This is a genomic window from Sphaerospermopsis reniformis (assembly GCF_005402885.1).
GTDB classification, from domain to species: Bacteria; Cyanobacteriota; Cyanobacteriia; order Cyanobacteriales; family Nostocaceae; genus Sphaerospermopsis; species Sphaerospermopsis kisseleviana.
On record NZ_BJCE01000014.1, the window covers coordinates 16,231 to 39,374 of the forward strand.

Here is a 23,144-nt window from a genome sequence, read left to right on the forward strand (position 1 = left end):
TAACTCTATGTTAAAGACTATTAAATTTATTGATTTGTTTGCCGGAATTGGAGGAATGCGTTTAGGTTTAGAAAAAGCGTGTGAAAATTCAGGAATTAAAAACGAGTGTGTTTTTACATCAGAAATAAAAACCTCAGCAATTAAAGTTTATCAAGATAATTTTAAAGAAGATAAAATTTGGGGTGATATTACAGAAATATCAACTCAGGAAATCCCTGATTTTGATATTTTACTGGGGGGTTTTCCTTGTCAACCTTTTAGTAGTGCAGGAACAAGACAAGGATTTTTAGATACTAGAGGAACGCTGTTTTTTGAAATTGAACGTATTCTCGAAGATAAATCACCTTTTGGTTTTTTATTAGAAAATGTGGAAGGTTTAGTACAACATGAACAGGGAAGAACATTAGCAACTATTATCAATCAATTAGAAAAATTAGGTTATCAGGTAAAATATAATGTTTTAAATGCCCAAAATTTTGGTATTCCTCAAGATAGAAAAAGAGTGTATATAGTGGGAACTAAAAATAATGCTATTTCTTTAACATTTTCTAAAAATGCTAAACCTAGACTATTAGATATTTTAGACACAGGTTGTCCAACTTTAAAGACTAATTTTGTGAAAAACCTCCTACAAAATTATCCTATTGAACAACTGTATGGGAAATCTATCAGAGATAAAAGAGGAGGAGAAGATAATATTCACAGTTGGGATTTAGAATTAAAAGGAAGTGTGAGTTTAGCACAAAAGGAATTATTGAACTTATTGTTAAAACAAAGAAGAAGAAAAATATGGTCTGCGAAAAAAGGGATTCACTGGATGGATGGAATACCCTTAACAGTAGATGAAATTGCTACTTTTTATCCTCATGCTAACCTAGCAGAAATGTTAGATGATTTAGCAAATAAAGGTTATTTAAAATATGAACATCCAAAAGATATTCAAGAAGTAGTGAATAAAAATGGTAACAAAGTGAAAAAACGAGAATATAGATATGATTTACCCAAAGGTTATAATATAGTAGTGGGAAAATTGAGTTTTCCTGTTAATAAAATTCTCGATCCTCAAGACATTGCACCCACATTAGTAGCGACAGATATGCAGAAATTAGCAGTAGTTGATGGGGATGGTATAAGATGTTTAACCGTGAGAGAGGGGTTAAGATTGTTTGGTTTTCCTGAAGATTATCAGATTAATTTACCTATTAATAAAGCATTTGATTTATTAGGAAATACTGTAGTAGTTCCTATTGTGAGAGAAATTGCAGAAAGAATCGTTATACAAAAAATGTTATCAATTCCTAATCAAGTATATATATTAAGTAGATAATAAATAAGGTGACTTAATTATATCATCATAATGGTTTTTGACACAAGTGTTGAATCCTGCAATAAAACTTTACAATCTTGGCGTTTTACCCAGGTAAAACATTTGAAATTATAGTATCATCAATGTAAAAATTTATTGTTTATTTAAGATTTTTTTTATACTTCGCTAAAACAGCATGATCATTTCCTATGGTAATCGTAGGTTGGGTTAAGCATCGCGCAACCCAACACATTTACAGTACAATTAAATTGATAAATCAAATAAAAACATCATGAAATTTATCATTACTATGTTTCAAGATGAAGATGGGATGTTTATTGTTGAATGTCCCTCTATTCCTGGTTGTGTCAGTCAAGGAATAACTGACGCAGAAGCACAGGAAAATATTCAAGAAGCTATTAGGGAATGTTTAGAAGTTAGGTTAGAAAAAGGGATGCCTTTAACAGTAATAACTCGTGAAGTGGAAGTGTATATATAATGCCATCTGTACCAATATTAAAACCTGCGGAGGTTATTAAAACTTTTACAAAACTTGGCTGGGAAGTTTCTCGTCAACGCGGAAGTCTATTATTATGACCAAAGAAGGACATCCTGCTACTCTTTCTATCCCTAATCATAATCAAGTAGCACGGGGTACTTTACGCAGTCTTATTGCTAAAGCAGGAATAACAGTAGAAGAATTTATGAATGTTTTAGAAAATTAAAATTATAATCGTAGGTTGGATTAAGCAACGCGCAACCCAACCAAATGTTTTATCTAACAATCAGTTGACTTTAATGTGGATTTCAAATTTGTAATTCAAACCCTGGTAAAACATCTTCCCCGGAAAGTACAGCAGAAAGTTGGACAATTTCTACAGGTTTTTCACTTCTATAAATTTCTACTTCTTTATCCTGTGGGTTAATTAACCAACCCAAACGCAAACCATTATCTATATATTCCTGCATTTTTTCTTGCAGAGTTTTCAATCTATCGGTTTCTGATCTCAGTTCAATGATAAAGTCTGGTGTAAGTGGGGGAAATTTCTTTCGTTCTTCTTCTGTTAATGCTTCCCAGCGTTCTAATTTTATCCAAGCAACATCAGGTGAACGTTTTGCACCATTGGGAAGTCGGAATATTGTTGAGGAACTAAATACTATCCCTAATTTTGTTTGGTAATTCCACAGACTGACTTTAAAATTTAAGTCGGCTTCACTACGGCCGCTTTCTCCTCCTACTGGTGGCACAATAATTAACTCTCCTTCTGCATTTAGTTCTAAGCTTACATCTTTATTAGCCATACAGAGTTGGTAAAATTGTTCATCTGTAAGGCGAATAATTGGATCTAGGTTTAAGGTGACTGTGTTCATTTAACTACTCTTAGCCTTTAAGTAATATGTTTTTTGATGTAAAAACCTCAAGTAGATTTTTTCCGTTCTAATTTTCAAGGGTTATGGATATTACAATCTTATCAAGAATCATCTGTTAAAATAATTCTATAATACAATCTCTCAATATTTCTATCAAATCTTCCTTACTCACTTTATTATCAGCAACCTGCATTGTTAATTGATATGCTTCCTCTGGTGTCATATTCAAATCATAATCATTGATATTTAAAAACGTCACCATCACATCAAAAGCTGTGCGTTTATTACCATCTACAAAAGCATGATTTTTACAAATGTGAAATAAATAAGCTGCTGCTTGTTCATAAATTGTTGGATGTAATAATTCACCTCCAAAACTTGCTTGAGGTTGGTAAATTGCAGAATCTAATAAACCTTTATCGCGGATACCATCTGATCCACCATATAGCTTAATCTGTTTTTTATGTATACTTAATACATCTTCTTTATTAATGAATTTAGGATTATGCCAGTTTTCTATACACATAATCCCATTTTTTTGTAGATGCTAAAGAAATTAACATGGCTTCTGATTCTTGAGGTGTTATATCTCCTAAGTTAAAAGCATTAATTTCTTTTTCCGTGAATACATTTGTCCTTAAACAAGCCTTGATAAGTGATTGTAATAAGTGCTTTAAAGATTCAATCCAAATGTATATTTCAGATTCACACAGTTTTAAAAAAACCTTATCTAGAGTTTCTCTTTGAAATTTATATTGATTATAAATTTCTACAAAACCTATAGTCATTTTTTTGAGACTTTCTCCATTTATGATTAGGAATGAATCAGAATCTATAATTTCTTTCATCATAAAATACTGTTTTATAGATAATAACAATTGATTAAAAGGGTGTTCACCATTGCTTGATTTTTCAAGAATTACCTGAGATATTTTTCTTACTCTAATGAATTTTTCAATTAACTTTAACAATTCCTCCTGTAGTTGAATAACAGATATTTCCTGAATATTAACCAACTCAAGTATCTCCGCCATTTTTTCATCTTGCGGGTTAGGATCATTTAAGCATCTTTCCAGAACTTCTATCCTTTCCTGGATGCTATCAATAATCTCTTCGGGAAATGTAAAGCTGTATACCATACCTTATCTACCTTTATGGTGACATTATGTGCCTTCCTAAAACTCTTTTAACTCAAAAATACATAATCTTGAGTCCTAAAATCAGTATTTTGACAAAATTGGCAATAAATCTATTATAATAAAACATAAAAATATGTACTAAACCCATTTTAATATATGATCGCAAATCACGATATTTACATCACTCCCGAACAATATTTAGCACTGGAAGAAAAAAGCCCCGTCAAACATGAATACATCAACGGTTACATCTACGCAATGGCTGGTGCGTCAGATCCTCATATTACAGTAACAGGTAATATTTTTACTCTCATTCGGAATCACATTCGTGGTAGTGGATGTCGAGTTTTTTTTACTGACATGAAAACCAGAATAGAAACCATCAATCGTTTTTACTATCCTGATGTGATGGTTACTTGTGATGAAAGAGATAAAGGATTATTAAATTATAAAAAATTCCCATGTTTAATGATTGAAATATTATCTGATTCTACAGAAGCATTTGATCGGGGTGATAAATTTAAAGACTATCAAAATATCGAAACTTTACAAGAATATGTTTTAATTGATGTCAAAAAACCTCAAGTAGATCGTTTCCGACGTAATGATCAAGGTTTATGGGTTTTACAATCTTATCAAGAATCATCTTTTGAATTGCAAAGTATTAATTTTCAGGGAAATATGAATGATTTATATGAAGATGTAAGTTTTTTATAGTAGATACCTACCTAGCGAGATTTTCCACTACCTTCAATCTACCTTAACCCCAAAATACAAGCGTATAACTTAAATCCTTGCTAAACTAAATTTACAAATGTTCATAATCATAGATAAAAATCAATCATAATATATGATTTCAACTAATACACCCTCAAAACCTAGACAAAATTCCGCATTTAAACACCTCATGTCTATCCATTGGTGGATGTCAATTGGTTATTTAATCCTATTTTTAACTGGTACAATTATGTCCAGGTTGCCAAGAGAGGTTTTTATTCGTCCTTCTCTTTATGATTTTCATAAATCAATTGGCGCTTTAACAATGGCCATTCTCACTTGGAGAATTTTAGTATTGTTGCGGGTTTGGTGGCGCAAATATACAAAAAAATTTCCTAAATTCACTACCGAATGGTTTCAAACTGTCGCCCTTCATACCAGTTTGTATATCTTTATGTGGGTTGTTCCTGTTACGGGTTTCTTACTTTCTAATTCTTTTAAAAGTAATAATGTTAAAATTTTTGGTATTCTTTTACCTGATATGTTTCCCCAAAATTCAGCAATGGTGGAAGTCGGTAGAAGTTTACATTTTTGGTTAGCTTACACATTTTTGGCTTTTATTATTTTACACTCAATTCAACAAAAAAAAGTAGTGCGATCGCTTTGGCGTAAATTTACCAAAACTATCACACTTGGGAATAATTTATCTAGTAACTAATGACGCAAGTTTTCTGAGTTTTACAATTATCAGTTATCAGTGAGAATAGGGTATAGGAAGGAAGGAAAGCAACTCCTGACTCTTGACTCCTTACATAATTAGCTGATTATTGTTCATGTTCCTGTTGATTATTATGTATCGTGTTATCTGCTTCCAATAACCTAGACATAAATACATCTGGTTTTCTACTCATTACAGATATCACTTTATCAATAGCAATGACTTCACTGATTTTCACCACCATTTCCCACAAAGTATCTTCTTCTGTCTCTTTGTTGTGCGTTCTGTGTTTAAACCACAATAAGTCATCTACAACCCCGATAATTGTTGCCAAATACCATTTATCTCTGATTAACAACCATATCTCTTTCTCTATGTAGGTTTGCAGAATAGATTTCATGATGGTTTAGATAACAAAAACTTATTGCGCTACATAGTATGCTGATGGGACAGAAAACGCAATAGTATATTTACTTATCTTTTCGTATTAAAAATAACGTTTATGTGTTAACAAAAATATGTATATTTTGAAACACTCACTGATTAGATTTAGTCCAGAAGTTGAGAAAAATCCCATATTTATTCTTTGTTAAGAATTATCAACTATCAACTATCAACTGTCAACTATCCAAGTTACTTAGTAATTGCCGAATTACATTAGCATCTTCGGCTTCAGGAACTTTAGTTAAATAAATTTGCAGATCCTCTACTGCTTGGGTAAAGTAACCAAGTTGATAATAAAGCAAACCTCTGTCTCTTAATTCTAAACTCACACCAGGAAACAACAACAAAATTCTTTCTACCACAGACAGGGTTTTTTCTAAATCTTGGCGATTTAAATAAATATACTTCAAATTTGTGAGCATCCTCGCCAAAAACTGCCGCTTACTAACCACAGCTAAAAATTCTGGTTGTAATGTCACCGATTGCTGATAAATTTGAGATAGTCTTTCTTGACAGTCTTGAGGAAACATCACCTCACCACCATTAAAAGCATCCACAAAAATCTCAATGTCTGCAATATCGGGACGGATTAAAAAATGTCCAGGCATTCCTATGCCCACCATTGGAAAGTCAATGCGTTTTCCTACCTCCATGTAAACTAACGCTAAAGTAATAGGAATCCCGGTTTTGCGTTCTATGACATCATTAAAAAAACTATTACGCGGATCATAATAATCAATTTTATTACCTGTAAAACCTAATTCATCGTATAAATACTGGTTTATACTTTGAATCATCCGCAGTGGATAGCGGGAAGATGGTAAACGCTCCTCTAAATCTGTTGCCATTGTATCTAGGGCGTTTAAGTATTCTTCTGGATCAAGATTGGGATATTCTTCCTGGGCGATATATAAAGCAGCCCTGGCCAGGTTGATAGACTCGTCAGGTTGCTGGATTTCTTGGTAAAAATATTGACGTGCTGACGAGAAGTTCATAAGCAGTAGGTATGAGGCGACATACTCTTATTTTAAGGCAATTGAGGCAGTTGGGAGCGATCGGATCTCAAAATCGTATTTTTACCAGTTGTTTCATTAGACATCTCCAGAAAAGAAATTATGGAACTTATTTATGGGGGCAGGGCGAAGCTTATGGGATATCTAGATGTCTGATTTTTCCGTTAAATTATCGCCCAAATGCTTCGCCCCTACAACATATTACAAATTAATACATTCTATTGTGGAGATGTCTATTAATTGATCATGTATGATCAACATATACCAAATATACTAAAATAAGATATTTGTCTAGTTCTCCACATCTGTCAACTTATGAAATTACCTGACTTAAACACTGAAACTATAGATCGTATTATCGAAATGGCTTGGGAAGATAGAACCCCATTTGAAGCTATAGAAGCACAATTTGGACTTTTAGAAAAGCAGGTAATAGCCTTGATGAGAAGAGAAATGAAATCTTCTAGTTTCCAGATGTGGAGAGAAAGAGTTACTCAACGCAAAACCAAACATCTGCAAAAGCGAGAATTTATTGCAGGTAGGTTTAAATCCCAAAATCAAAGAACATGAAATACAGCTTTAAAAAAGGGGGGGTGATCTACATTATCCCATCTTTTTCTTAACTAGGTTCTAGTACCATCGATCCATTGATAACGATAGGTTTCTGTAATACATTTATCTCCCTGTACTTTAAAAAATTCCACCACTTCTAAAAAGTCACCATTCGTTAAATTCAATCTTGCCCGAAAATAACCTTGATCAGATAATGCTCTTTCTTTGACAATCTCAATTTTATCAATTGTCGAACTGGTAATTAGTTTAGCTTTTATTTCTGTAAAATAATCCTCAACAATCATATTCAAATTAAGATTGAAGTAACGCTAAACGACTTTGTAAATCAGACCACATTTGATAAAAAGCACTCCATTCCACAAAATCAACTTCATCTCCTAATTTACCAGCTTTAAATTGTTGATAAAACTCCACAGATGATAATTGATAACGCTGCTCAAATACTTGCAAATCGCTTTCTAATTCTCTGATTTGCTGTTGAATATGTTCTCTTTCTTGATGAATAATCTTTCTGAGTGATGAAGCTAAAATATCACTATATCCTCCTTGTTTAGAAAGTGCTTCTAGGACTTTTAATTGATTGATTATTTCTGCTTGAGTTGTCATGATTACTTTTAATTCCTGATTACTGATTAATAAAACTTTACTAATTCTATGATAATATATCAATTTAGCATTGTTTGTACCCGTACCCACATCGCAGAATTCTCTAATAAGCAGGGGATATAATTTAGTATATTTTATCGTATATTAGCATTTGTTAGCATATATCAGCATTTAGTTTTAATAATGAATTTAAGGAAAAGATGGGATCATTCAGTGCTAACCTAAAAGATGATATTGCTTGATCTTAGGTCTTTGAAGACCAACTCTGAAAAATAGCTTCATTCATTAGGCGCAGCATGGTCACCACCGCAGAAAAAACAAACATAGGTTACATTACCCAAGTAATTGGTCCGGTTGTAGACGTTAAGTTCCCCGGCGGTAAATTACCCCAAATCTACAACGCTTTGACCATCAAAGGCACTAACGAAGCTGGACAAGAAATCAACCTCACCGTTGAAGTACAGCAGCTTTTAGGCGATAACCAAGTTAGAGCAGTTGCGATGAGCAGCACCGACGGTTTAACCCGTGGTTTAGAAGTTGTTGACACCGGCGCACCCATCAGCGTACCCGTAGGTAAAGCTACATTAGGACGTATTTTTAACGTTTTAGGCGAACCAGTAGACAACCAAGGTCCTGTAAACAACTCCGAAACTTTACCCATTCACCGTGAAGCTCCCAAACTCACAGAATTGGAAACCAAACCTTCTGTGTTTGAAACCGGGATCAAGGTTGTGGACTTGTTAACTCCCTACCGTCGTGGTGGTAAAATCGGTCTGTTCGGCGGTGCTGGTGTTGGTAAAACCGTGATCATGATGGAATTGATCAACAACATCGCTACTCAACACGGTGGTGTGTCTGTATTCGCTGGTGTAGGTGAAAGAACCCGCGAAGGTAATGACCTCTACAACGAAATGATCGAATCTGGGGTTATTAACAAAGATAACCTCAATGAATCTAAAATTGCTCTAGTATATGGTCAAATGAACGAACCACCCGGAGCTAGAATGCGGGTTGGTTTGTCTGGTTTGACAATGGCTGAATACTTCCGTGATGTGAACAAGCAAGACGTACTGTTGTTTGTTGACAACATTTTCCGGTTCGTACAAGCTGGTTCTGAAGTATCTGCGCTGTTGGGACGGATGCCTTCTGCGGTAGGATATCAGCCCACTCTCGGTACTGACGTAGGTGCGCTACAAGAGCGTATTACCTCCACAACCGAAGGTTCTATTACTTCTATTCAAGCTGTATATGTACCTGCGGACGACTTGACCGACCCCGCACCCGCTACAACCTTCGCTCACTTGGACGGTACAACAGTATTGTCTCGTGGTTTGGCAGCTAAAGGTATTTACCCTGCGGTAGATCCTCTGGGTTCTACTTCCACAATGTTGCAACCCAATATTGTAGGTAAAGAACACTATGATACTGCACGTGCTGTTCAGTCTACCTTACAACGTTACAAAGAATTACAAGACATCATTGCTATCTTAGGTCTAGATGAATTGTCTGAAGAAGACCGTCTCACCGTAGCACGCGCTCGTAAGATTGAGCGTTTCTTGTCTCAGCCCTTCTTCGTAGCAGAAGTATTTACCGGTTCTCCTGGTAAATATGTGAAATTGGAAGACACCATCAAAGGTTTCCAAAGAATTTTATCTGGTGAATTGGATGATCTGCCAGAGCAAGCTTTCTACTTGGTAGGCGATATCAACGAAGCGATCGCTAAAGCCCAAAAGCTCAAAGGTTAATAGGTAATGGGTAATGGGTAATGGGTAATGGGTAAGAAATTCTCCCAACTACCAATTACCAATTACCAATCACCAATAATTAAGTAGAAACTAAAAGAATATGACTCTGACCGTTCGTGTAATTTCCCCAGACAAAACTGTTTGGGATGCTCCCGCTGATGAAGTAATTTTACCTAGCACTACTGGTCAGTTGGGTGTTTTAAGTGGACACGCTCCCATGTTGACAGCATTGGATACAGGTGTAATGCGGGTTCGTGCCAACAAAACTGCTAACTGGCAAGCGATCGCCCTTTTGGGTGGTTTTGCTGAAGTTGATGAAGATGAAGTTACCGTTCTAGTAAATGGTGCTGAACGTGGGGACGCTATTAATCTAGAAGAAGCCCGCACAGCTTTCAACCAAGCACAAACCAAATTAAACCAAGTTCCCGCAGGGGATAGACAAGCTCAAATCCAAGCCACACAAGCCTTTAAACGCGCACGCGCTCGTTTTCAAGCTGCTGGCGGTTTGGTGTAACTCAATCCTGAAATGGACGATAAATAGGGTAGGCAATTAGCCTACCCTTGTTTATTTTTTGATTATGATGTTTAAAAATGTAATATTAAGTTTGTAACCCACATTCCGCACTCTGCTATATAAAACCTAGACAAAACTAGACTTTACTTTCTACTTCAACGGGAGCATGGGAGCAGTTATCCCTCAGTAGACTTTCACGCCTTAGCCAGACGCGATCGTGTTCCAATTAAGTTTCTGAAAAAGACTACCACCATCATTGCTTGGTTTTCGCGTCGGCAATAGTCTCAATTCAATACTTGATATCACCGTATTATATATCAAGTAGTTGATTTTTTCCTAAAAATATATTGATTTTTGTCAATATAAGTATAGTTTTGTCTATGAAATTGTCAACTTAGGACTTGCTCAACTGTCACAGATCAAAAAAGCCATAGCATCAAAAACAGAAAATTATGCAGGAATAGAACAAAGATGGCTTTTTCTGAACACAATTCCTTTCACCATATCCCCATTGACTGTTTCACCCAAAGCTTATGACTATTGCAGTTACAGAAAATATTCAATCGCTTCATGATGTAGAGACAAAGTTAGGGCTGCGGCGATCGCATGATCCAGACTTCTTCATGGAATGGTGTAGAGATTTTGAAGAATTAGAAGATACTGAAAAAACAACTCTAGATCGGATCAAAGGGTCTTATGTATATCATATTAATCAAGGCTTTTTGTCCGAGGGGACGGTAAATTTGTTGATGGTTTCACCATTACTATTTTTGGCAGGTTTTCTGGAATCACCTTTTAGTTTGCGAAGTGAGCAGTCAGTTGAGATTAACGATTATAATGGTAGTGTTACTTATCACGGAAGAATTGATGCTTTAGTTTTGAATAATAACTTATGGATAGTTTTAGTTGAAGCAAAGCGTTCTAGTTTTTCATTTTTAGTGGCAGTACCACAAGCTCTTACCTACATGACAGCAAGCCCGAATGGTGATAAACCAACCTATGCACTCGTCACCAACGGCGATCATTTTATGTTTGTGAAGCTGCAACAATCGCAATACGATCTTTCTGATGATTTTTCACTTTTTAAGCGATCAAGTAATGAACTCTATCGCGTGCTGCAAATTCTAAAATCCTTCCAGAATCTATAAATAATGAATTTGAACACGGATTAAATGGGTTACACAGATTTCATGGATTTTCTGGGATTAAGAGTTATTAAGGTATTTTATTAGTAGAAGGTTATATGATTAAAATAAGTAAAATCCGTGAAATCTTTTAATCCGTATAATCCGTGATTCAGAGGTTGTTTTAATATTAACTTAACTATTAGTTGTTGAAGAGATTGTGACAGTTTTAGATGGTGCTTTTCCGTCTTTTAGTAAAGAGATAACTGGTAAACAGATCACAGGACAAAACAAGGAATTATTGCGTCATTGGTTTACCCATGCGACGGTAGCTGAAGCCTATGGACTTAACGCCGAAGACATAGCCGAAGTTGAGAATTGGTATGCGCGTAGATATCCAAAATTATCTCAAGCTCAGAAAGCCAACCTGCGGAAACTACAACATTTGAACACGGATTAGGCAGATTACACAGATTGCACGGATTAAATTGCTTGTGGTAAGCTGTTACACAGCTAAATTGTATAATCCTAATATTCTGAACTCTTGTTTAACAGGCAAGATGCCTGTTCCACTTATACAAATTAAATGCACAACAGCTTAGTGACAGACATCAAAATCAGCGCAATCCGTAAAATCCGTAAAATCCGTGTTCTAACATATTAAAATCAGCGTAATCCCATCTAATCCACGTTTCAACTACTATGCCCCTCAAACATGAAGACATCACCCAAAAAATAATCGGCGCATCCTTTGAAGTGCATAAGTTTCTCGGTAACGGATTCCAAGAAGTAATTTATCAACGCGCCCTAGCCTACGAATTTCATCAAGCAGGATTAAACTTTGCCAGAGAAATCGAACAGCAAATATATTACAAAAACCTACCCGAACCCATCGGCACACGCCGCGCTGATTTTGTGGTTGAAGAAAAAATATTAGTCGAACTAAAAGCCACCAAACAACTAGAAGATGTCCACTTTGCCCAAGCCCTAAACTACCTCAAAGTCTATAAACTCGAAGTCGGACTATTAATTAACTTCGGAAGCAAAAGTTTAGAATTTAAAAGGCTGATACGAACATAAAACATCTGAACACGGATTACACAGATTTTAATTACCTCATCTAATCCGTCGATAAAAGCTAGTAAGGTTTTGCAGAATTACCAAAGGTTATTTCCCCCATGCCAACAAAAAAACAGATCCCCGGTTTCTTCAAGAAACAGGGGATCTAAATCACCTAAATCATCTAATAATTATCCTTAACCAGCAGCTACCATTTCTTTTTCCAGACGTTCCAATCTTTCAGCTAATAATTGCTCTAAAGTAATTAAAGCCTTGGTAAAACCGTCAATACCTTCAGAAAGTTTATCAGATGCCATCCGATCGCCAGCGTGCATCTTATCAAAAGTGGCTTTATCAACAGAGATTTTTTCAATAGACAAACCTGCAACCTTAGCAGGATCAAGTTTGCGGGGTAGTTCACCCACAGTATTTTGCAATTCTGATAATAAACCAGGAGAAATAGTCAACAAATCACAACCAGCTAACTCTGTAATTTCGCCAATGTTACGGAAACTAGCACCCATAACTTCAGTCTTATAACCAAACTTTTTGTAGTAGTTATAAATCTTGGTTACAGACAATACACCAGGGTCTTCTGCGGAAGGATAGCTATCCCGTCCGGTATCTTTCTTGTACCAGTCAAGAATACGACCCACAAAAGGAGAAATCAGAGTGACACCAGCTTCAGCACAGGCGATCGCTTGGTGAACACCAAACAACAAAGTTAAGTTACAGTGAATACCTTCTTTTTCCAAAATTTCCGCAGCCTTGATACCTTCCCAAGTCGCAGCAATTTTAATTAAAACCCGTTCCTTAGAAATACCCGCAGCTTTATATTGAGCAATCAAATCTCTAGCTTTAGCCACTGTAGCATCAGTATCATAGGATAACCGTGCATCTACTTCAGTAGAAACACGACCGGGGATGATTTGCAGAATTTTCAAACCAAAAGAAACCGCCAAACGGTCAAAAGCTAAAGAAACTACCTCGGTTTGGGTAGCCTTAGTACCAGCATCTTTTTTCGCTTTAATTAAAGTTTGGTCAACAATATCTTGATATTCCGGCATTTGTGCCGCCGCAGTAATCAAAGAAGGATTGGTAGTAGCGTCCTGGGGTTTAAACTTTTCAATTGCTTGGATATCTCCAGTATCCGCCACAACAACGGTTACTTCCCGCAACTGTTCCAGTAAATTTTTAGCCATAACATACTCCGTAAATTTTTTTGGTGTAGGATTTACCAATCCCCAATTATTTAAACTCTTTGATCTTGCATACGATTCTGATTTTGGCAACTTTTCTTAATAATTGCCTAACCTTACTTGACTAAATCATTCCTCTCAGGTGTGCAGTTGCCAACTTTTTTTGATTTATTAACCGCAAAGTACGCAAAGTACACAAAGGAAGAGAAGGAATGAAGTTGAGAATTTTTGAGCAGGAAGAGAAAAGTTCCAGCCTCAGCCCTATTTTAAACGTCTCAAGCTGTAATAGGCTGTCCAATAGAATGCACTTTGATTAAACTGGTTGTTCCTGACATACCAATTGGTACTCCAGAGGTAATTACAACTTTGTCACCTTTTTTCACAAAACCCTTTTCTACCACTGTGTTAACCACATTGGTAAACATCTCCTCTGCATGGTGAACAGGGTTGATTAACAAAGGTTCTACACCCCAAGATAAAGCCAACTGACGATAGGCAATGGGTTCAGAAGTCAGGGTAATAATTGGTGTCAGAGGACGATATTTAGAAATCAATCTAGCCGTATTTCCAGAAGTTGTATTACAAAGAATCGCCTTAGCACCTGTTTCATAAGCAATGCGACAAACCGCTTGGGCAACTGATTCTGTAACACTCAGACGACCGGCTTCATGATTCCAGGTATGTTTAGCACCCGCTTGCAATGCTTTTTCCGTTTGCAAAGCGATATTGTGCATTGTTTGTACCGCCGCAATGGGATATTCACCCACGGCAGTTTCTCCCGACAACATCACCGCATCTGTACCATCCAAAATGGAATTAGCCACATCCGTGGCTTCGGCGCGAGTGGGGTCAGGGGCGCTAATCATCGACTCTAACATCTGCGTAGCTGTAATCACAGGCTTACCAATGAAATTACAGAGACGAGTGATATCTTTTTGAATTAGTGGCACTTGGTGAATGGGCATTTCTACTCCCAAATCACCACGGGCAATCATAATCGCATCAGCAACTTCTAGGATGTCATTTAACTGGGCGACAGCTTCCGGGCGTTCAATTTTGGCAATCAGACGGATTTTAGAACCAGCAGCTTCAATCATGCGTTTTGCCGGTTCTAGGTCTGCGGGCGATCGCACAAAAGAAACCGCTACCCAGTCTACACCCAATTGAATCCCAAACCGTAAATCCTGCAAATCCTTTTCTGTAATGGAACTCACAGGTAAAGGAGTCGCAGGTAAATTTACACCCTTATGAGAAGAAATCAACCCTCCAATATCCACATGAGCGCGAATTTTATCAGCATCACGACTGGTTACAGTTAACTTCACCCGACCATCATTAATCATAACTGGTTCACCAGGTCGGATCATTGCAAATAAAGTAGGTAGAGGTAGGGGAAGTTCATCAATATTTTCCCCCTTTTCCTGTAACAGAAAAGTCACCTCACTCCCAGCTTCCAGCATCAAACCTTCCGGTGGTAACTTCCCCAAGCGAATTTTCGGACCACACAAATCCTGCATAATCGCAATGGGTCTTTTTAACTCATCACTAATGCGTCGTAAATGGTGAAAAGTTTGAGCGTGAGCTTCATAAGCACCATGCGAGAAATTCAACCGAGCCATATTCATTCCCGCTTCCACCAAAGCTTGCAGCTTTTCCGGTGCAGCAGTAGCAGGACCAACAGTACAGATAATCTTGGTTCGACGCATCATAAAAAGTAGGGGGTAACGGTCTAGGTAGTGCAACCTCGTTAAGCCCATACTGGGGACTGGGGATTGGTGATTAGTGACTGGTGACTGGGAAGAGATGGGGAGGTAGGGAGGCAGAGAAATTTTAGATTTTAGATTTTAGATTTTAGATTGGAGATAACAAAAACAATCCAAAATCCAAAATAGCCCAATCCCCAATCACCAGTCACCAGTCCCCAATCACCTATTTGCCATTGACAACATCAAATCAACAACACGGTTAGAGTAACCCCATTCGTTGTCATACCAAGAGACAACTTTAAAGAAGTTAGAATTTAATTCAATTCCTGCACCTGCATCAAAAATGCTAGAGTGGGCATCACCTTGAAAATCTGTAGAAACTACTTCTTCATCGGTATAACCCAAAATACCTGCTAACTCACCCTCAGCAGCTTTTTTCATTGCTGCACAAATTTCTTTGTAACTTGTAGATTTGACAGTTTTGAAAGTTAAGTCAACTACCGAAACATCAGGGGTAGGAACTCTAAAAGCCATCCCTGTTAACTTACCTTTCAACTCTGGTAAAACCAAAGCCACAGCTTTAGCCGCACCAGTGGAAGAAGGAATAATATTTTGAGCCGCACCTCTACCACCGCGCCAGTCTTTTTTACTTGGTCCGTCTACTGTAGGTTGAGTAGCAGTCATCGCATGAACTGTAGTCATCAAACCTTCAGCCAAACCAAAGTTATCATTAATAACTTTAGCAATTGGCGCTAAACAATTTGTAGTACAACTAGCATTGGAAACAATTAAATCCTTTGCAGGATCATAGGATTGATGGTTTACACCCATCACCATTGTTTTCACTTTTTCAGGATCTTTTGTAGGTGCAGAAATCACAACTTTTTTTGCACCAGCTTTTAAGTGATTTTCCGCCCCAGCATAATCAGTGAAAAGTCCTGTAGATTCCACAACATAATCTACACCTAATTTACCCCAAGGTAATTCTGCGGGATTTCTGACAGAAACACAGGGGATAAAATGCCCATCAATTACCATGCCATCTTCCCTAGCTTCCACCTTACCTTTTAACTTACCGTGTGTGGAGTCGTACTTTAAAAGATAAGCCAAATTATCCGGTGGTACTAAGTCATTAATCCCCACAAATTCAATGTTAGGATTATTAATACCCGCACGGAGTACCAAACGACCGATCCGCCCAAAACCGTTAATAGCGACTTTCAACTTAGCCAAAATTTAACCTCCTGTTTGTAGAGATTTAACCAGAGAAAATTGGCCAGATTAATTCTACTCTGACTTAGCTGATTCTTACAGTAAAAAAAGTCATAAAGCTAATTTAATCAGTATATTTTAATGTTTGGTAATGGGTGATTGGTAATTGGTAATTGGTAATTGGTAATTGGATAAAACACTTTTCTGTCACCTGTCACCTGTCACCTAATTACTTGACAGCACTCGTTAAAATACCCATAATTTTACCAACATCATTTAAAAAATACTCAGCCAAATCAATTTGTACCCGTTCACCTGATAACTTTAAAAACTTTCAAATTTCCCCAGTGGTCACTACACCATAAATTTCTGTAATTTCATTTTCTTCTCTTTCATTAAATAATTTAGCAGCATACATTTCTGCTATACATTGACCTAAACCGCCTTTAATATTTTCATTTTTGGCTTCAACAACTAAAATTACCGGGGCATTAATCAATAAAAATTCAGGAGAACGACTAATAATAAAATCACAATTACCAGTTTAACCCTGACTAGAATCAACATTAAATTCTACACCAGAAAACAAACTAATTTCCTGATTTTTCTTTTTAGTTAACTCCAATAAAATAGGTGTAATAATCATCTCAGAACGAGATTTTTCTGTATTACTAGCCAAAGCAAAAGGAACATTATAAGCTAAAGCTTCCTGTAAATAATCACTGATTTGTAATGGTGCAAATTCAGCAAAAATATTATCTCTCGTAGAAATTTTGAGATTCAGGTTTTTCTTAACAGCTTCTAAAGTAAAATCACTGTAAGACATAAAATCATCCTATTGGATTTTTCCAACTTCAGAATACAATAATAATCAAATAATATCATGTCTGTTTAGTTATTAGTTATTAGTTATTAGTTATTTTTCCCAATCACCAGTCACCAGTCCCCACCCCAGTCACCAGTCCCCAATCACCAATACCTGATAAAATTCTCAAGCACCATAGTTAACTCATCCCTATGTCAACTGACTGGAAAACTGTTAAAACCTACGAAGATATTCTGTATCAAAAAACCGATGGTATCGCTAAAATCACCATCAACCGTCCCCACAAACGCAATGCTTTCCGCCCAAAAACTGTCTTTGAACTTTATGAGGCTTTTTGTGATGCTCGTGAAGATACTAGTATTGGTGTAGTTCTATTTACGGGTGCGGGACCTCACACAGATGGAAAATATGCTTTCTGTTCCGGTGGTGATCAAAGTGTACGCGGACAAGCTGGTTATGTTGATGATGAAGGGATTCCGCGCTTAAATGTGCTAGATTTACAACGTTTGATCCGTTCTATGCCTAAAGTAGTGATTGCTTTAGTCGCTGGTTATGCTATTGGTGGTGGTCATGTTTTACATTTAATTTGTGATTTAACCATAGCTGCGGATAACGCCATTTTTGGACAAACAGGACCAAAAGTAGGAAGTTTTGATGGTGGTTTTGGGGCGAGTTATTTAGCACGAATAGTTGGACAGAAAAAAGCGCGAGAAATTTGGTTTCTCTGTCGTCAATATAATGCCGAACAAGCTTTAGAAATGGGATTAGTTAATACAGTAGTTCCTGTAGCAGAACTCGAAGCTGAAGGGATAAAATGGGCGCAGGAAATATTAGAAAAAAGTCCCATTGCCATACGTTGTTTAAAAGCAGCATTTAACGCTGACTGTGATGGCCAAGCAGGGTTACAAGAACTGGCTGGTAATGCAACTTTACTTTATTACATGACCGAAGAAGGTTCAGAAGGCAAACAAGCTTTCTTAGAAAAACGGACTCCCAATTTTCGGGACTTTCCTTGGTTGCCTTAACCATCCTCACAACCGCACCTGATCACAAGGTGCGATGCTAATAAGGCTTGATTAAAAACAAAATTGCAGCACCAAAAAATTAGCTAACTAAATGCAATGCCAATGTTATATTTAGCAGTCTGATTGGGAAAAATATAATTAGAGTAGTCACCAAAAGTAGTAACCAAGTCTTAAACAACTATAACTTTAGTTTTTATCTCTGGTAATGAGGAAACAGATGTTTCAGCAACAGTTGTAAATTCTAGATTTTCTAAATCGGAATTGATATTAGCTGCAACGGGTAGGATAGGTACAATAGGTTTAGATAATGGTAAGCTCCAATTATCTTCTAAAGATTCCCATGTAGGAGCAAAGGCGGGGATCGCTAAAGAGCAAGCTTTCCAACCAGCTTGAACAGGTGCGCTTAATTGCTGACACATACCACCACGACGGCCTTCTGGTTGGTAATGACGACAATACCTACAGGCTGATGTTAAAGGGTTAATTGGCTTCATAATCTTGAGTCTTGAGTGGGAACGAAGGGTAATTATCACACTTAATATTTTCGTTCCCTGACAAAATGGGTATAAAAGCCAAGAAGTAATTATCTAATAAGGGTTTTAGGTATTTTTTTGAAAAAAAAATTTTTATTATGTTTTTATATTTTTGTCATATTTGTATATGATTAGTGAAGTGTCCACATACTTGTTTTTGCTTATAACGCATTGGGGATCAAAGGTAAAGAGTGAGATTTGGATGACATGAGCCTTTTAGATGTTGCATTTTGGCTATTCTTTGTTTCCTGCTTGATCAATGACAAATTTAGCGGCACAAGGAGAACAAACACCCCAGCGTTGGACTTCACCTGGTGGGGATGGGCATTGACATTGGGGGCAAAGAGGTAAGTTTAAGTTATGCGATCGCTCTTGTCTATTTCTAGCCCATTGTTCAAAAGCTGTCTGAGCATTTTTAGCACTAGCTTTAAGTTCAGGTTTGGAAATACCCACACCTACATCACCCAAATAACTGGGGTGTGCTTGGGGTGATAAAGTTTGTTGTGGGTTGTCTGGTAATGGTGTTTGTTTCCATTGGGCAGTAGAAAACCGAATATCTATCAAAGGTGTAGATATCTCGTGATTCAACTTTTTATTTAACTTTAAAAGTAGATTTTTGCGTTGAAAAGTCAAATTTTGCGCCCAAGCTGCACTAGAAGTTGCTACCCACAAAACATCACGCTGAATCGACAAAGGGCGTGTTTGTGCAGCAACCTTAACCCCAACAACTTCTTGCCAACACTTGAGCAAGCGTGAAAAAGGTTGTTCCTGCCATTGGGCTTCCACTTGGAGAATGCCTAAAATATCATTAACAGATTTCAACGACATCTAGATTTGGGTTTGCTGAAAAAGTTATCTGTGTTCCCGCAGCGTGACGTAAGTCATGGGCTAGGAGATTAAGCAGTCAGGAGTCGTAGGGGCGAAGCATTCGGGCAACAAAATTATCAATTTTATCAACACGCTATTTTCCTGTCAGGGCGAAGCATTCGGGCAACAAATTATCAATTTTATCAACACGCTATTTTCCTAATGCTTCGCCCCTACTTCGCCCGTACAGGAGTCACTTGAATTTTTTACTGATAAAATTCATACAGCACTATCATATTGAAGGCATCCTGGCAATGAGTCAAAATCCCACAATTGATTCTGTTACTTCATCCGCTAAAACCTCTGGCTTACAACCAGCACTAGCAGCAGCACTAGGAAGTTTAGAAGTGCAGTTGGATCAAGAGTTAACTAGATACCGACGCGCACGCAATGGAGTGAGGCAAACGAAAAAAGTTAGTGTAGAAAATTATATTCCTCAGCCATCCCAAGAGTTAAATACCATAACTGAGACATTGGTAACAACTCAGCCATCAACGTCAGAATTTAAGAATAACTCAATTTTTCTAGAAAATTCTGTCTCAGATGTGGAAAAACAGGAACAAATCAATCATTTACCACTGTCTTCTGCCGAACAGTCTACCAAAATACAAACCCCACCACCGCCACCTGAGTCAAAGCCTATCAGTAGTATAGTACCGACAAAGCCCAAGGCTGAAGGTGAAACTCCTGTAGCGGCAAATCATACTCCCAAACACCCAGATGATTATTTAGAATCCAGTGAAGCACTGCTGCGAAGTCTCCAAGAAGAACAACCACCAACCAACAAATCAACTAATTCTAACGACAGTTTACTGTCACCGTTGGGTATTGGTTCTATGCTGCTGCTGTTAGCTAGTTTAACTTTAGGCTATGTAGTATTTAATCCCCGAACTTTACCACAGTTGCATTTGAGCCAACTTTTTAACCGGATCTCCTCAAAAAATAGTGAAAATACTTATGTTTCGGAAAGTAATCCCTCACCTATAGCCCAACCAGAAATCACACCTATCCCCAAATATCCTAACTTGGCGGCTCGTGAGTTTCCACAGGTGAGAGATCCTAATGATGTAATAGGTTTAACACCGAAAGTTAAACCAACCCCGACAGCTACTCCCCAACCCATAGTCATCGAAACACAAATAAGTCCAGTAGTTCCACTAACTTCAGTCCCCAATGTTTCCGCTATACCCAAGCCCAAGGAAACTTTACCAGGACTGAATACAGAAATAAAACCATCAGCGGATGGGTACTATTATATTGTGGCTGATAATCAAGGCAATAATGCTTTAGCAAGTGCGCGGCAAGTTGTTCCTGATGCTTATTTATCAGATGGACAAAAGTATATTTATCTTGGTGTGTTGAAGACTGAAGAGGAAGCAAAACAACGTTTACAGCAACTACAGGCAAAAGGCATTAAAGCCCGTGTACGAAAACCATGATAGGTAATTGATAATTGATAATTGATAATTGATAATTGATAATTCAGAATTGATCATGGAAAGAAGCCTAAACTTGCTGGTTGCTAAAACCTGAATGGAGCATATTTAAGTATGGAAGTGATGAAGCGCATTTTGCGGGTGATTCGTGCTAATGTTAACAGCTTGGTGAATGGTGCTGAAGATCCAGAAAAAGTTTTGGAGCAAACCTTTCTGGAAATGCAGTCAAATTTGGTACAATTGAGACAGGGAGTTGCTGGTGCGATCGCTACCCAAAAACGCACTGAACGTCAAGCACTTGCAGCAGAATCTCAATCTCAAGAATGGTATCGTCGCGCTCAACTAGCTCTCCAACAAGGTAATGAAGTTTTAGCACGGGAAGCTCTCACCAAACGCCAAACTTACCAACAAACGGCTACAGCTTTGTTTGAGCAAATAGAACAGCAAAAACAAGTAGTAGACAAGTTAAAACAGGATATGCGTAGTTTGGAGTTGAAAACCGCAGAAGTAAAAACTAAAAAAGATATGTACATTGCTCGCGCTCGTTCTGCTCAAGCTTCCTATAAACTTCAGGAAATGCTGAGTGAATTTTCTACTACATCTAGTCTGAGTGCATTAGAACGCATGGAAGATAAGGTGTTGCAGATAGAATCACAAGCAGAAGCAATTGGTCAACTGGGTAGTGATAATCTGGAAACAAGGTTTGCTAATTTGAATTCTATTAATAACAATGTCGATGTTGAACTGGCAGCAATGAAAACCCAAATGTTAAAGGAGGTAAATAACCAGCCGACAGAGATATAGCCTTTCAGTGCAGCAAGTAGCCAAAACTCCAAGGTGAAAACTCCAAAGTGTTAAATGTGATGAGTTAATGTAGCTGAATTATAGGGTGATGATTCAGAATGGAGAGAGGAAACCAATCCAGACTGAAAAGATTAAATTGAAATAGGTAACTATTAAACAGTAAAAAACTTCACTGTCTAACAAATTGCGTAAACCTCAAGCATAAAAACAAGGAAAAACAAAGTTATGGGATTATTTGATCGGCTTAAAAGAGTAGTTAGTGCGAATGTTAACGATTTAATCAATAAAGCAGAAGATCCAGAAAAAATGCTGGAACAAGCCCTGTTGGAAATGCAGGAAGACTTGGTACAGTTACGTCAAGGTATTGCACAAGCCATTGCTGCCCAAAAACGCACAGATAAACAATACAATGAGGCTGTAAATGAAGTTAATAAGTGGCAACGTAACGCCCAACTAGCTCTGCAAAAAGGTGATGAAAACTTAGCCCGTCAAGCATTAGAGCGCAAGAAAACTTTTAATGATACTGCTACAGTATTAAAAGTCAGTTTAGATCAGCAGACTGTACAGGTGGAAACTCTGAAAAAGAATTTGATCCAGCTAGAGAGCAAAATTTCTGAAGCTAAAACCAAGAAAGAAATGCTCAAAGCGCGAATTACTGCTGCTAAAGCTCAGGAACAACTAGGTTCAATGGTTAGTGGGATGAGTACAAGCAGTGCTATGGCTGCTTTTGAGCGCATGGAAGAAAAGGTTTTGATGCAAGAAGCTCGCGCTCAGTCTACAGCAGAATTAGTAGGTGGAACTTTAGAAAGCCAATTTGCCCAGTTAGAAGGTAGTAGTGATGTTGATGATGAATTGGCAGCTTTGAAAGCAAGTATGCTACCACCAGCAGCACCTCAACCGCAACTACCCCCACAACAACAACCCACCAATACACAACAACCAACTACCACAGCTAAACCTGCGGAGCCAGTGGATGCTGAATTGGAAGCTTTAAAAAGACAATTAGATCAGTTGTAAGTTTTGCAGAAAACACATTTGAGAATATCCCACACCTCAAGGTTGTGGGATTTTGTTTCGTTGGGGACTGGTGACTGGTGACTGGGAAAGAAAATTTTAGATTTTAGATTTTAGATTTTAGATTGGAGTTAACAAAAACAATCCAAAATCCAAAATCCAAAATCCAAAATAAATAACTCCTGACTCCTGA

The 23,144-nt window shown here is 37.3% G+C and carries 29 protein-coding genes; 15 read left to right on the top strand and 14 right to left on the bottom strand.

Going from position 1 to position 23,144, the window contains the following annotated elements; all coding sequences use genetic code 11:
• The first annotated feature begins 7 nt into the window (after nucleotides 1-7).
• The 3 genes from dcm to FFR48_RS29250 all read left to right on the top strand — a co-directional run bounded on the left by dcm (nucleotide 8) and on the right by FFR48_RS29250 (nucleotide 2,031).
• A complete protein-coding gene (dcm, locus tag FFR48_RS03590; RefSeq protein WP_137666409.1) occupies nucleotides 8-1,327 on the top strand; it encodes a DNA (cytosine-5-)-methyltransferase in 1,320 nt (439 codons plus the stop codon).
• Nucleotides 1,328-1,598: 271 nt separating this feature from the next.
• Nucleotides 1,599-1,805, top strand: a complete 207-nt coding sequence (locus FFR48_RS03595; RefSeq protein ID WP_137666410.1) for a type II toxin-antitoxin system HicB family antitoxin — start codon at nucleotides 1,599-1,601, stop codon at nucleotides 1,803-1,805.
• A gap of 94 nt (nucleotides 1,806-1,899) precedes the next feature.
• Complete coding sequence (locus FFR48_RS29250; RefSeq protein ID WP_228051754.1) at nucleotides 1,900-2,031, top strand: type II toxin-antitoxin system HicA family toxin; 132 nt, start codon at nucleotides 1,900-1,902, stop codon at nucleotides 2,029-2,031.
• An 82-nt stretch (nucleotides 2,032-2,113) separates the two neighbouring features.
• Here the strand turns inward: FFR48_RS29250 and FFR48_RS03605 are convergent, their stop codons facing one another.
• The 3 genes from FFR48_RS03605 to FFR48_RS03615 all read right to left on the bottom strand — a co-directional run bounded on the left by FFR48_RS03605 (nucleotide 2,114) and on the right by FFR48_RS03615 (nucleotide 3,816).
• The gene (locus FFR48_RS03605; RefSeq protein ID WP_137666411.1) at nucleotides 2,114-2,677 is read right to left on the bottom strand and encodes a Uma2 family endonuclease; all 564 of its coding nucleotides are present in this window, start codon (nucleotides 2,675-2,677) and stop codon (nucleotides 2,114-2,116) included.
• Between the two features lie 115 nt (nucleotides 2,678-2,792).
• Nucleotides 2,793-3,203 carry a type II toxin-antitoxin system death-on-curing family toxin gene (locus FFR48_RS03610; RefSeq protein ID WP_137666412.1) on the bottom strand — a complete coding sequence of 137 codons (411 nt, stop codon included), beginning with the start codon at nucleotides 3,201-3,203 and terminating at the stop codon, nucleotides 2,793-2,795.
• Complete coding sequence (locus FFR48_RS03615; protein ID WP_137666413.1) at nucleotides 3,181-3,816, bottom strand: hypothetical protein; 636 nt, start codon at nucleotides 3,814-3,816, stop codon at nucleotides 3,181-3,183. The genes FFR48_RS03610 and FFR48_RS03615 overlap by 23 nt, the downstream gene beginning before the upstream one ends.
• A 156-nt stretch (nucleotides 3,817-3,972) precedes the next feature.
• Between FFR48_RS03615 and FFR48_RS03620 the strand changes: the two genes are divergently transcribed.
• Nucleotides 3,973-4,533 carry a Uma2 family endonuclease gene (locus FFR48_RS03620; protein WP_137666414.1) on the top strand — a complete coding sequence of 187 codons (561 nt, stop codon included), beginning with the start codon at nucleotides 3,973-3,975 and terminating at the stop codon, nucleotides 4,531-4,533.
• A gap of 190 nt (nucleotides 4,534-4,723) precedes the next feature.
• Nucleotides 4,724-5,251: a cytochrome b gene (locus FFR48_RS03625; protein WP_236103978.1), complete on the top strand. Its 528-nt coding sequence runs from the start codon at nucleotides 4,724-4,726 to the stop codon at nucleotides 5,249-5,251.
• A gap of 106 nt (nucleotides 5,252-5,357) precedes the next feature.
• Here the strand turns inward: FFR48_RS03625 and FFR48_RS03630 are convergent, their stop codons facing one another.
• Nucleotides 5,358-5,651 (bottom strand): hypothetical protein, encoded by a 294-nt coding sequence (locus FFR48_RS03630; protein ID WP_096571987.1) that lies wholly within the window; start codon nucleotides 5,649-5,651, stop codon nucleotides 5,358-5,360.
• A gap of 220 nt (nucleotides 5,652-5,871) precedes the next feature.
• Nucleotides 5,872-6,690 carry a SirB1 family protein gene (locus FFR48_RS03635; protein ID WP_096571986.1) on the bottom strand — a complete coding sequence of 273 codons (819 nt, stop codon included), beginning with the start codon at nucleotides 6,688-6,690 and terminating at the stop codon, nucleotides 5,872-5,874.
• A gap of 333 nt (nucleotides 6,691-7,023) precedes the next feature.
• Here FFR48_RS03635 and FFR48_RS03640 point away from each other — a divergent pair, with 333 nt between their 5' ends.
• Complete coding sequence (locus FFR48_RS03640; protein WP_096571985.1) at nucleotides 7,024-7,278, top strand: TIGR03643 family protein; 255 nt, start codon at nucleotides 7,024-7,026, stop codon at nucleotides 7,276-7,278.
• 53 nt (nucleotides 7,279-7,331) lie between these two features.
• Here FFR48_RS03640 and FFR48_RS03645 read toward each other — a convergent pair whose 3' ends face one another.
• A complete protein-coding gene (locus FFR48_RS03645) occupies nucleotides 7,332-7,565 on the bottom strand; it encodes a toxin-antitoxin system TumE family protein (protein ID WP_236103979.1) in 234 nt (77 codons plus the stop codon).
• A 7-nt stretch (nucleotides 7,566-7,572) separates the two neighbouring features.
• Nucleotides 7,573-7,977: a hypothetical protein gene (locus tag FFR48_RS03650; RefSeq protein WP_236103980.1), complete on the bottom strand. Its 405-nt coding sequence runs from the start codon at nucleotides 7,975-7,977 to the stop codon at nucleotides 7,573-7,575.
• Between the two features lie 206 nt (nucleotides 7,978-8,183).
• On the opposite strand from FFR48_RS03650, the gene atpD reads away from it, so the two are divergent.
• From atpD to FFR48_RS03675, 5 genes are all read left to right on the top strand, one after another.
• The gene (gene atpD, locus FFR48_RS03655) at nucleotides 8,184-9,632 is read left to right on the top strand and encodes a F0F1 ATP synthase subunit beta (protein ID WP_137666417.1); all 1,449 of its coding nucleotides are present in this window, start codon (nucleotides 8,184-8,186) and stop codon (nucleotides 9,630-9,632) included.
• A 100-nt stretch (nucleotides 9,633-9,732) separates the two neighbouring features.
• Nucleotides 9,733-10,146: an ATP synthase F1 subunit epsilon gene (gene atpC, locus FFR48_RS03660; RefSeq protein WP_137666418.1), complete on the top strand. Its 414-nt coding sequence runs from the start codon at nucleotides 9,733-9,735 to the stop codon at nucleotides 10,144-10,146.
• A gap of 533 nt (nucleotides 10,147-10,679) precedes the next feature.
• Nucleotides 10,680-11,294 carry a type I restriction endonuclease gene (locus tag FFR48_RS03665; protein WP_137666419.1) on the top strand — a complete coding sequence of 205 codons (615 nt, stop codon included), beginning with the start codon at nucleotides 10,680-10,682 and terminating at the stop codon, nucleotides 11,292-11,294.
• 196 nt (nucleotides 11,295-11,490) lie between these two features.
• Entirely contained in the window at nucleotides 11,491-11,730 is a 240-nt protein-coding gene (locus FFR48_RS03670) for a hypothetical protein (protein WP_096571979.1), read from the top strand.
• 242 nt (nucleotides 11,731-11,972) lie between these two features.
• The gene (locus FFR48_RS03675; protein WP_096571978.1) at nucleotides 11,973-12,350 is read left to right on the top strand and encodes a GxxExxY protein; all 378 of its coding nucleotides are present in this window, start codon (nucleotides 11,973-11,975) and stop codon (nucleotides 12,348-12,350) included.
• A 176-nt stretch (nucleotides 12,351-12,526) separates the two neighbouring features.
• On the opposite strand, the gene FFR48_RS03680 is transcribed toward FFR48_RS03675, so the two are convergent.
• The 5 genes from FFR48_RS03680 to FFR48_RS30500 form a co-directional block, all read right to left on the bottom strand.
• Entirely contained in the window at nucleotides 12,527-13,531 is a 1,005-nt protein-coding gene (locus FFR48_RS03680; protein WP_137666420.1) for a transaldolase, read from the bottom strand.
• Nucleotides 13,532-13,803: 272 nt separating this feature from the next.
• On the bottom strand, nucleotides 13,804-15,234 hold the full coding sequence (gene pyk / locus FFR48_RS03685; protein WP_096572853.1) for a pyruvate kinase: 1,431 nt from the start codon (nucleotides 15,232-15,234) through the stop codon (nucleotides 13,804-13,806).
• 219 nt (nucleotides 15,235-15,453) lie between these two features.
• On the bottom strand, nucleotides 15,454-16,467 hold the full coding sequence (gene gap / locus FFR48_RS03690; RefSeq protein ID WP_096571976.1) for a type I glyceraldehyde-3-phosphate dehydrogenase: 1,014 nt from the start codon (nucleotides 16,465-16,467) through the stop codon (nucleotides 15,454-15,456).
• A gap of 313 nt (nucleotides 16,468-16,780) precedes the next feature.
• Nucleotides 16,781-16,945: a hypothetical protein gene (locus FFR48_RS30495; RefSeq protein ID WP_371851422.1), complete on the bottom strand. Its 165-nt coding sequence runs from the start codon at nucleotides 16,943-16,945 to the stop codon at nucleotides 16,781-16,783.
• Between the two features lie 45 nt (nucleotides 16,946-16,990).
• A complete protein-coding gene (locus tag FFR48_RS30500) occupies nucleotides 16,991-17,272 on the bottom strand; it encodes a hypothetical protein (protein WP_347239074.1) in 282 nt (93 codons plus the stop codon).
• Between the two features lie 191 nt (nucleotides 17,273-17,463).
• Here FFR48_RS30500 and menB point away from each other — a divergent pair, with 191 nt between their 5' ends.
• Nucleotides 17,464-18,297, top strand: coding sequence for a 1,4-dihydroxy-2-naphthoyl-CoA synthase (gene menB, locus FFR48_RS03700; protein ID WP_096571975.1), 834 nt, complete (start codon nucleotides 17,464-17,466; stop codon nucleotides 18,295-18,297).
• A gap of 170 nt (nucleotides 18,298-18,467) precedes the next feature.
• On the opposite strand, the gene FFR48_RS03705 is transcribed toward menB, so the two are convergent.
• Both FFR48_RS03705 and FFR48_RS03710 read right to left on the bottom strand, forming a co-directional pair.
• Nucleotides 18,468-18,791 carry a hypothetical protein gene (locus tag FFR48_RS03705; protein WP_096571974.1) on the bottom strand — a complete coding sequence of 108 codons (324 nt, stop codon included), beginning with the start codon at nucleotides 18,789-18,791 and terminating at the stop codon, nucleotides 18,468-18,470.
• 273 nt (nucleotides 18,792-19,064) lie between these two features.
• The gene (locus tag FFR48_RS03710; RefSeq protein ID WP_137666421.1) at nucleotides 19,065-19,658 is read right to left on the bottom strand and encodes a DciA family protein; all 594 of its coding nucleotides are present in this window, start codon (nucleotides 19,656-19,658) and stop codon (nucleotides 19,065-19,067) included.
• 293 nt (nucleotides 19,659-19,951) lie between these two features.
• On the opposite strand from FFR48_RS03710, the gene FFR48_RS03715 reads away from it, so the two are divergent.
• The 3 genes from FFR48_RS03715 (at nucleotide 19,952) to FFR48_RS03725 (ending at nucleotide 22,954) form a co-directional block, all read left to right on the top strand.
• Nucleotides 19,952-21,136: a hypothetical protein gene (locus FFR48_RS03715; RefSeq protein WP_137666422.1), complete on the top strand. Its 1,185-nt coding sequence runs from the start codon at nucleotides 19,952-19,954 to the stop codon at nucleotides 21,134-21,136.
• A 111-nt stretch (nucleotides 21,137-21,247) separates the two neighbouring features.
• Entirely contained in the window at nucleotides 21,248-21,937 is a 690-nt protein-coding gene (locus FFR48_RS03720) for a PspA/IM30 family protein (protein WP_137666423.1), read from the top strand.
• Nucleotides 21,938-22,162: 225 nt separating this feature from the next.
• On the top strand, nucleotides 22,163-22,954 hold the full coding sequence (locus FFR48_RS03725) for a PspA/IM30 family protein (protein ID WP_137666424.1): 792 nt from the start codon (nucleotides 22,163-22,165) through the stop codon (nucleotides 22,952-22,954).
• The last annotated feature ends 190 nt before the right edge of the window (nucleotides 22,955-23,144 follow it).

Coding starts and splice junctions, on each gene's coding strand:
- dcm (WP_137666409.1), top strand. CDS start 8: ATGTTAAAGACTATTAAATTTATTGATTTGTTTGCCGGAATTGGAGGA.
- FFR48_RS03595 (WP_137666410.1), top strand. CDS start 1,599: ATGAAATTTATCATTACTATGTTTCAAGATGAAGATGGGATGTTTATT.
- FFR48_RS29250 (WP_228051754.1), top strand. CDS start 1,900: ATGACCAAAGAAGGACATCCTGCTACTCTTTCTATCCCTAATCATAAT.
- FFR48_RS03605 (WP_137666411.1), bottom strand. CDS start 2,677: ATGAACACAGTCACCTTAAACCTAGATCCAATTATTCGCCTTACAGAT.
- FFR48_RS03610 (WP_137666412.1), bottom strand. CDS start 3,203: ATGTGTATAGAAAACTGGCATAATCCTAAATTCATTAATAAAGAAGAT.
- FFR48_RS03615 (WP_137666413.1), bottom strand. CDS start 3,816: ATGGTATACAGCTTTACATTTCCCGAAGAGATTATTGATAGCATCCAG.
- FFR48_RS03620 (WP_137666414.1), top strand. CDS start 3,973: ATGATCGCAAATCACGATATTTACATCACTCCCGAACAATATTTAGCA.
- FFR48_RS03625 (WP_236103978.1), top strand. CDS start 4,724: ATGTCTATCCATTGGTGGATGTCAATTGGTTATTTAATCCTATTTTTA.
- FFR48_RS03630 (WP_096571987.1), bottom strand. CDS start 5,651: ATGAAATCTATTCTGCAAACCTACATAGAGAAAGAGATATGGTTGTTA.
- FFR48_RS03635 (WP_096571986.1), bottom strand. CDS start 6,690: ATGAACTTCTCGTCAGCACGTCAATATTTTTACCAAGAAATCCAGCAA.
- FFR48_RS03640 (WP_096571985.1), top strand. CDS start 7,024: ATGAAATTACCTGACTTAAACACTGAAACTATAGATCGTATTATCGAA.
- FFR48_RS03645 (WP_236103979.1), bottom strand. CDS start 7,565: ATGATTGTTGAGGATTATTTTACAGAAATAAAAGCTAAACTAATTACC.
- atpD (WP_137666417.1), top strand. CDS start 8,184: ATGGTCACCACCGCAGAAAAAACAAACATAGGTTACATTACCCAAGTA.
- atpC (WP_137666418.1), top strand. CDS start 9,733: ATGACTCTGACCGTTCGTGTAATTTCCCCAGACAAAACTGTTTGGGAT.
- FFR48_RS03665 (WP_137666419.1), top strand. CDS start 10,680: ATGACTATTGCAGTTACAGAAAATATTCAATCGCTTCATGATGTAGAG.
- FFR48_RS03675 (WP_096571978.1), top strand. CDS start 11,973: ATGCCCCTCAAACATGAAGACATCACCCAAAAAATAATCGGCGCATCC.
- FFR48_RS03680 (WP_137666420.1), bottom strand. CDS start 13,531: ATGGCTAAAAATTTACTGGAACAGTTGCGGGAAGTAACCGTTGTTGTG.
- pyk (WP_096572853.1), bottom strand. CDS start 15,234: ATGCGTCGAACCAAGATTATCTGTACTGTTGGTCCTGCTACTGCTGCA.
- FFR48_RS30500 (WP_347239074.1), bottom strand. CDS start 17,272: ATGTCTTACAGTGATTTTACTTTAGAAGCTGTTAAGAAAAACCTGAAT.
- menB (WP_096571975.1), top strand. CDS start 17,464: ATGTCAACTGACTGGAAAACTGTTAAAACCTACGAAGATATTCTGTAT.
- FFR48_RS03705 (WP_096571974.1), bottom strand. CDS start 18,791: ATGAAGCCAATTAACCCTTTAACATCAGCCTGTAGGTATTGTCGTCAT.
- FFR48_RS03710 (WP_137666421.1), bottom strand. CDS start 19,658: ATGTCGTTGAAATCTGTTAATGATATTTTAGGCATTCTCCAAGTGGAA.
- FFR48_RS03715 (WP_137666422.1), top strand. CDS start 19,952: ATGAGTCAAAATCCCACAATTGATTCTGTTACTTCATCCGCTAAAACC.
- FFR48_RS03720 (WP_137666423.1), top strand. CDS start 21,248: ATGGAAGTGATGAAGCGCATTTTGCGGGTGATTCGTGCTAATGTTAAC.
- FFR48_RS03725 (WP_137666424.1), top strand. CDS start 22,163: ATGGGATTATTTGATCGGCTTAAAAGAGTAGTTAGTGCGAATGTTAAC.